The organism is Streptomyces sp. NPDC006309 (genome assembly GCF_040613095.1).
Classification (GTDB): Bacteria; Actinomycetota; Actinomycetes; order Streptomycetales; family Streptomycetaceae; genus Streptomyces.
Genome location: NZ_JBEXRO010000047.1, coordinates 20,756 through 27,679, shown reverse-complemented (window position 1 = coordinate 27,679; position 6,924 = coordinate 20,756). Strand labels below are relative to the sequence as shown.

Genomic DNA, 6,924 nt, shown 5'->3' with positions numbered 1-6,924 from the left:
AGCCATTTCTTGATTTTTGCCTGATTGTCCACACCTTCGTTCTGCCGGCCCGAATTAGCCGACGGGCCCACATATTCCACCGTGTCTTGCGTGTAGAAAACCCGCTCCGCGGGTTTTCCATCGCTGCGCGATGGAAAAGCAGGAATGCGCTGCGCGCATTCCGATAAACCCGCTCCGCGAGTTTATCAATTCCCGCTGCGCGGGAATTCGGATTTCCGCTGCGCTCCAATCCAGCCCGGTCCGCTGCGCTCCCCGGGCGGGGGTCTTCGCTACGCTCCGCCCCAACCGGCTCCGCCGGGCAGCAGCGTGAGGGGGCATCACGCCCGTGGCTGTGTACCGCCTGGGATTCCGGCCCGCCACCCCCGGGCCCAACACCCCGCCCGGCCGCACCCGTCCGGGCGGGGTGTTGGGCCCGCCCAAAACTTCCGGAGAATCCGGGGCACGGGCCCGTGCCCCTGCCCCGGCCTGAGCCTGCATCACCTGATGCAGCATGTACCCTTGGCAGAACCAGACCACACCCTCCGGCCGGTGCTTCAAAATTCGGGGCGGATCCACTCTGGAACCAGCCCCCACCCCCGGTGCACCACATGATGCACCGGGGGGAATCACGAACGGTGCCCCACCCCCGGAGGACCGGGAATGGGGCACCGGAGTGCGCGGAGCAAGAGCACGGCGTTCAGCAGCCAGTAGCCGTGACTGTCACCGCCGGAACACTGGCTGTCTCGCCGGTGACGACGCCCAGGTCCGTAGAAATCAGTTCGGTCGCGGAAAGCCCCTCTGCCGTGTAGGAGTAGGTGCCGTGGCCGCGGCACTCATACAGACGCCAGATACTTGTTTCGCCGGTGCCGAAGGGGCTCGTCGTGAAGCCGATGGAGCCGGACTGGAGCTGCTGCCCGTCTTTGTCGAGGTGCGCGCTGCCTTCCACTTGGCACCGGCGGGTGCTCCAGAAACCACCGCTGTAGTGCTGGCAGTCGACCTTGACCCAAGTGGCGGGATGATCGCGATAGCTGCCTGAATTGTGGTTGTAGGCATCTTTCTTTCCCAAGCAGGCGGTAACTGTCACCGACCAGTTCCCTGACGAGCTGGTGCCCGTCGTGGACTTGCAACCGTCGGGGAAGCTGGGGGCTGCATGGGCTTGGACAGGAGCCAGAGCCAGCGCGAAGCCGGCTGCGACAGTGACCAACTTGCCCGTAAGACGGTTCATTCAGGGCCCCTTCGTGTGCGGCTGTAACGAAAGGGAAGCGTATCGCTACAAGCGCACCCAATGAGAAAATGACGGACATATAGGATTATCGTTTGAGGTCGCGAAGGCATGGCGCCGCTGGTAGAGCCCCGCACCTATCGCCGATCCCGCGCCTTTTCAGCGGTGCCGGTAGCCGGTAGCCAGGTAGTCGCCGTTCACCCAGCCGCGGCGCCCGTGGGGGACGCCGGCGTACCGGCCGGAGACGACTTCGCCGTACGCCCACCACACGTGGCCGGACGTGATGCCCCAGCATTCGGCGTAGAAGTCGGTGTTCTTCGTCAGGACGGCCAGGGAGCGGTAGCGGGTGCCCTTGCCCGCGCGCAGGTGCACGGGCTCGGTGGTGTGGAGCTGCTCGGCAGCTCCTTGGGTGTTGCAGGAGCGGGGCCTGGACGATGCGGGCGCTGCGGGTGCCGGCGAGGCCGTCACGAGGGTGGTCAGGACAGCGGCCGTCACGGTGGCCGCGCCGATGAGTCGTCGGATCATGCCCGGTCAACTCCCTCCCTGGCCGCCGTCGTCACGGGCAAGCGGGGAGGATCACCCGGGCGAGGCCCTACAGGTCGAACTCCAGCTGCTCGACGTCGGTGAACTCCACCTCCAGGCCGTGGGCGCGGCGGCCGCTGTCGCGGAAGTAGACCTCGCCCAGGGCTTCGGCGGCGATCTCGCGGAGCTGCTCCTCGGTGGCGCCGGCCTCCTGGGCCTGGAAGAGACGGGCGGCGTGGTGGGGCGGCAGGGCGAGGGTGAGGTGGCGCAGGCGGGCGTCGTCGGTGCTGCCCGGGGCCGCGGTGAACCCGAACCTGGCGCGGGCGTCGATCATCAGGCCGGTGCTCGTGGCGGCCTGGCGGCGGGCCAGTTCGCGGATGCGGGGCTGCCAGCGGGCCCGGACCGCGTCGGCCAGGCGCTGGGCAAGGTCCGGGCGGGGCCGGCGGATCTGGTCCTTGACGTAGCGCTCCACGGTGCGCTGAGAGACACCAAGCGCGGCGGCGACCGCCCGGGTGCCCCTGAGCTGCTTGACGAGGTAGCGCATCTGCGCGCCCGCGGATTTCGGGATGGGGCGGGTGAACGCCCGTTGCACGGCGCGGTCCAGGCCGTCGGAGACCAGACCCATCGGGACCCTTCTTTCAAGATCGGCTGTACGGGGCTGTGAGGGCCGATTCCCCGGCCCGGCGAGGGAATTGACGCCGGGCGGGGTGATCGGCCGCGAGAGGGACGCTCAGGGCGCGTACGGGGGTGTCAGTCGGCCTGTGCCATGTCCCGGATCCGCCCGAAGTGCAGTTGGTGGGCCACGGTGACGGTGCAGGTCGGTCCGTTGCGGTTCTTGCCGAGGATCAGGTCGACCTCGCCCGCGCGTGGGCTGGCCGGCTCGTAGGCGTCCTCCCGGTGCAGCAGGATGATCGCGCTCGCGTCCTGCTCAAGCTGCCCGGAGTCCCGCAGGTCCGACACCTGCGGCCGCTTGCCCTCGCGGTGCTCGGAGCCGCGGTTGAGCTGGGCGCAGCAGATGATGACCGCGCCGGTCTCCTCCGCGATGATCTTCAGTTCGCGGCTGACGTCGGAGACCCGCTCGTACGCCGTCTGACGGCCGTTGCGCTGGTCGGTGTCCATGAGCTGCACGTAGTCGATGATCACCAGCGGGACGCGGCCGGTCTCGCGGGTCAGGGCCTTGATGCGGTGGCGGACCCGGCTGGGGGTGACGCGGGCGGCGTAGTCCATCCACAGCGGCAGCGTCTTGAGGTCGGGCAGGACCCGCAGGATGCGTGTCCAGTCGCCGTCCTCGATGGCCGGGCCGCCGTCCATGAGGTGGTGCAGTCCCACCCGCGCCCGGGCGGCCAGTACGCGGTTGTTGACCTCGGCCTTGCCCATCTCCATCGAGTGCACGAGCGTCGGCCGGCCGGTGCCCGCGTTGGCGAGCGCGACGCCGAGGGTGAAGGCGCTCTTGCCCATGGCGGGACGGCCCGCGACGACGATGACGTTGCCCGGCCGCATCTTGAGCACGGCGTCCAGGTCCATCAGACCGGTCACGGCCGCTGCCTCAGTCGGGGTCTCCAGGGCCTTGACGTGCTCGTGCAGGTCATCGCCGAGGCGCCCGAAATGCTCGTCTTCTTCGGCGCCGACGGCCAGGTAGTCGAGGTCGGCCTGGTGGGCGCGGATCGCGTCGGGCACGTCGGTCGGGGAGACCAGGCGCGCCGTCTGCTGGGCACGGGCGAGCGCGCCCTGGTAGCGGCGCAGCGCGGCGTAGCCGGCGACCAGACCGGCGTAGTGCTCGACCTGCCCGGCGCCGCAGGCGGCCATCGCCAGCTGCGACAGCCGAACCACTCCCCCGGCACGCTCCAGATCGCCGGTGCTGCGCAGCTCGGCCTCGACCATCGGCACGCCGGTCGGCCGGCTCCGGCCGTGCAGGCGGGTGATCGCCTGCCACACCAGCTCATTGGCCGGGGACAGGGCGGTGCCGTCGCCGAGGACGCGTGCGGCATCGGCCACGGCGTCGTAGGCCGGGGTCGCCATCAGGCAGGCGCCCAGCACGTGCGCCTCTGCCTCCGGGCTTTCGGTGGCCAGCTCCTGCACGGTCATCACGCCGCCCCCGTCCCCGCGCTCACGCCCGGATGCGCGCAGCGCACCATCGGGCCGTCGTCATCGTCGTCCAGGACCCATCCGAGAGCGTCACAGGCCGGGCAGGCGGCCACCAGCGCGGCCCGCGCCCCCTCATCGGCACCACCGGCGGCGGGGGCCGTGCGTGGCTTCACCGTGGCGTACAGGCGCAGGTCCTCCACCCAGCCCGGCAGGCACTTCGTCCAGGACGCGGCCCCACCGGTGTTCTTCAGGATGTCCGCCTCCAGCAGGGCGCGGTGGGCGTCGTCCATGTCGGCCAGTGCCGGCCAGCCCTGCGCACGCATCGCCCGCAGCAGCTTCGGCGCGCACCGCCTGGCCGTGGCCGCGCCCGCCTGCCACCGCTGCATCCGCTGGAGGAACTCACTCGCGTCGCGCAGCTCTTCCGCAGCGAACTCCGCAGCCCGCTCCCCCGACTGCTGCTCCCTCTGTGACGGGAGCGACCGCGCGGGGTCAGTGAGGGGGTTGGGGGAGGAGGAATCCTCCTCCTCCGGGGGGTGTGGGGGGGAAGGCTTTGCGCTTCGCCTGTCAGGAGAAGCGGTCTGACCTGCGGAAACGCGTCGTTTTCCGGTTCGCCTGTCAGCGCGTGCCTTGTCAGCGCGTGCCTTGTCAGGAGAAGCGGCCTGACCTGCGGAAATAGCGTTACTGTGCGGTAGGTCGCACACCGCTTCGCCTGTCAGGAGAAGCGGTGCATCAGCGGCCGATTCCGACAGCTGTAGCGGCGCCCAATGAGGGTTGGTGGCGGGGAACTCGTAGAAGGTGTACGCAACCTTGCCGAAGCTGCCCCCGTCGTTGTCTTGAGCGCGGTGCAGGAAGCCGACCGCGCGCAGCCTGGCGATAGATTCGTAGACAGCCTTGCTGCCGATCAGCCCCTTGCCGTTGGAGCTGGTGATACCTTCGCGGCGCAGCGCTGTGACGAGGTCATCTACTGTGAACTGCTTGCCGTCCTCGCACATGAAGTGGATGTGCGCGAGGACCAGAAAGTCCAGGGCGTGGTTCAGCCCGTTGCCGTACAACATGTGCCGGTACAACGGCACCGACGGACGCAGGGCGGCAGCCCGCCCGGTGATGAGCGCCGCTCCCGGTGTTTCGTCGGGCTCTGGCGTTTCGATCTTGTGGTGCAACGGTGGTGCATCTCCCCAGGTAGGGGAGCCGTGACCGGCAGATGTGACCTACGAGGATCCCGGAGTAGTGGCGTTGCGCAATCCCTTGCGCATACTCTGGGTATAGGTGACTGCGCGGGCCATGGGCCCACGGGCATCACCCCGGCGAGGTCACCTCACCGGACACGACTCAGAGTGGCTAGCTCGGTTGAGTCGGACTTGGAAGAGGCTCCGTTGTGGCGACGGGGCCTCTTCGCTTTTCCCATCATTCCTTACGGCCAGCGCCAGCCGGTGGCGCGTAGCGCTTCTGCTTGCGCCCGGACGATGACGCGTAGATCTTCAACCCCGGCGACCTCGCTGTAGTCGGCCTGAGCCGTCGTCTGCCCCGGGTGCTTTCGGTAGACGCCACCCGGGGTGGCGATCATCCACCCATCCGAGACCGCAGCGCAGCACAGGACCGTTGCGATCGTCTCCCAGGCAGGAAGGGCCGGCCAGGCGCCGACGGCGAGCAGCAGCGACTTTCGTGCAGTCAGGTGCTGGGCCAGCACGGGGAAGGCGTCGGCGTCGTATGCGCTGAGCAGTGACTCATAGGTCAGAGGCCCCTCGGGAGGGTCGTACGGCCCTACGGCCGTGGAGCCGTCCGGGAGGAGGTCCACCCCAGCGGATACGCACCAGCCCGCTTCAGGGTGATCTTCAAGAGCGGTGATTTCCCGAGCCAACCCGCCCGGCAGGATCACGTCATCCGCGTCTAGGGCGCGGACGAGGTCACCTGCCGCTCGTGGGAGAGCCGACGTGCGAGCCGCGCCGGCACCTCCTCGCTCTGCCATTCCTGGTGAAATCCAGGGCTCGGAGGGAAGGGTTTTGATTGGTCGGCCAGTGGTCCCGTCCTCTTGGACAAGCCATTGCAAATCCCAACCCTGAGGCAGGCGTTCGCGTTCAGCCCGCACGGAGTCGTACGTTTCGCGCAGGTACGCCTCTCCGCCGTCGTAGACGGGGGTCACCACGCTGATGATCCGGTTCATGACCACCTCTTCAAGGGCGTGACGTAGCGCAGTTCGGCTCGATCCGCAGGAAGTGGAATTTCGGTCACCTCGACGGCTTGCCCGTCGGTGGAATACGAGATCTTCCGTACATGCATCACTGGCACGCCCGGGGGAATGTCCTGTTCGTCTCTCTCGGCGTCGGTCGGCATGGACGCCGACACGATGTCCACAATGCAGTCCACTTCCACGCCCACCGTGTGCAGCTGATGAAGCGCACCACCCGGCCAGGGCTCTTGTGCTTGGTCGAATAGCTGCGGGTTTTTGCGGGCGAGATCATGTGGCATGTAGGACACAGACCTACCGACCCCCGCGCCCTCCTTGTGCCGGCGCGTGCTGATGCTCCGTCGTACGAGCGCTCCGGGCTCGAGTCCCAGGGTCTCAGCAACGTCCGGTGGGGCAGGGATCACGTCCAGCTGAACCCTGCTTTCGAACATCGTCGCCAGCGGCACACCCGAGTCCAGCTCCGCGACACCAGTTGTGCGTCGATCCTGCTCCGGTAGCAGTACGTGGTCCTTCTCTATCTGGTAGCGCTCATTGGAACGGGTCTGGCGGATCGGCTGGACCCGTACGCGTGTCGTGCCGCCGGTTTTGCCTGCGAGCAAGCCGCGCTCTTTGAGCGCCTGCACTGCCCGGCTGATCGTGTTGGGAGCCACGCTATGTGCCTTGGCAAGCTCCATGACGGTAGGAAACCGCTGGCCAGGGGCGTACTCCCCTCGTTCGATCTGGGCGGCTAGCGCGTCGGCTAGCTCCAGGTACTTGGACGTTGATGCCATAACGGCACTCTCTCACTCCGTCGATCTCTACGCAACAACCATCGCAACATGCCACCAACCATCTTGCGATGGTTGTTGCGTCGCGCCTCAGGTGTGTGGCACTGTCTCTCTCGGCGGAACCATCGCAAGATGGATCGGCCGAACTCTTGCGTCAACCTTCT

The 6,924-nt window shown here is 67.8% G+C and carries 7 protein-coding genes; all 7 read right to left on the bottom strand.

The window, feature by feature from the left end; all coding sequences use genetic code 11:
- Window positions 1-676: 676 nt before the first annotated feature.
- Complete coding sequence (locus ABZ117_RS33685) at window positions 677-1,204, bottom strand: hypothetical protein (protein WP_356826514.1); 528 nt, start codon at window positions 1,202-1,204, stop codon at window positions 677-679.
- Window positions 1,205-1,360: 156 nt separating this feature from the next.
- The gene (locus ABZ117_RS33680) at window positions 1,361-1,726 is read right to left on the bottom strand and encodes a hypothetical protein (protein ID WP_356826512.1); all 366 of its coding nucleotides are present in this window, start codon (window positions 1,724-1,726) and stop codon (window positions 1,361-1,363) included.
- Between the two features lie 67 nt (window positions 1,727-1,793).
- On the bottom strand, window positions 1,794-2,348 hold the full coding sequence (locus ABZ117_RS33675) for a helix-turn-helix transcriptional regulator (RefSeq protein ID WP_356826510.1): 555 nt from the start codon (window positions 2,346-2,348) through the stop codon (window positions 1,794-1,796).
- Window positions 2,349-2,473: 125 nt separating this feature from the next.
- Window positions 2,474-3,808 (bottom strand): DnaB-like helicase C-terminal domain-containing protein, encoded by a 1,335-nt coding sequence (locus tag ABZ117_RS33670; RefSeq protein WP_356826508.1) that lies wholly within the window; start codon window positions 3,806-3,808, stop codon window positions 2,474-2,476.
- Window positions 3,808-4,968 carry a hypothetical protein gene (locus ABZ117_RS33665; protein ID WP_356826506.1) on the bottom strand — a complete coding sequence of 387 codons (1,161 nt, stop codon included), beginning with the start codon at window positions 4,966-4,968 and terminating at the stop codon, window positions 3,808-3,810. Before ABZ117_RS33665 ends, ABZ117_RS33670 begins: the two co-directional genes overlap by 1 nt.
- Before the next feature lie 251 nt (window positions 4,969-5,219).
- A complete protein-coding gene (locus ABZ117_RS33660; protein WP_356826504.1) occupies window positions 5,220-5,969 on the bottom strand; it encodes a glycosyltransferase family A protein in 750 nt (249 codons plus the stop codon).
- Entirely contained in the window at window positions 5,966-6,763 is a 798-nt protein-coding gene (locus ABZ117_RS33655; RefSeq protein ID WP_356826502.1) for a GntR family transcriptional regulator, read from the bottom strand. Before ABZ117_RS33655 ends, ABZ117_RS33660 begins: the two co-directional genes overlap by 4 nt.
- Between the last annotated feature and the right edge of the window lie 161 nt (window positions 6,764-6,924).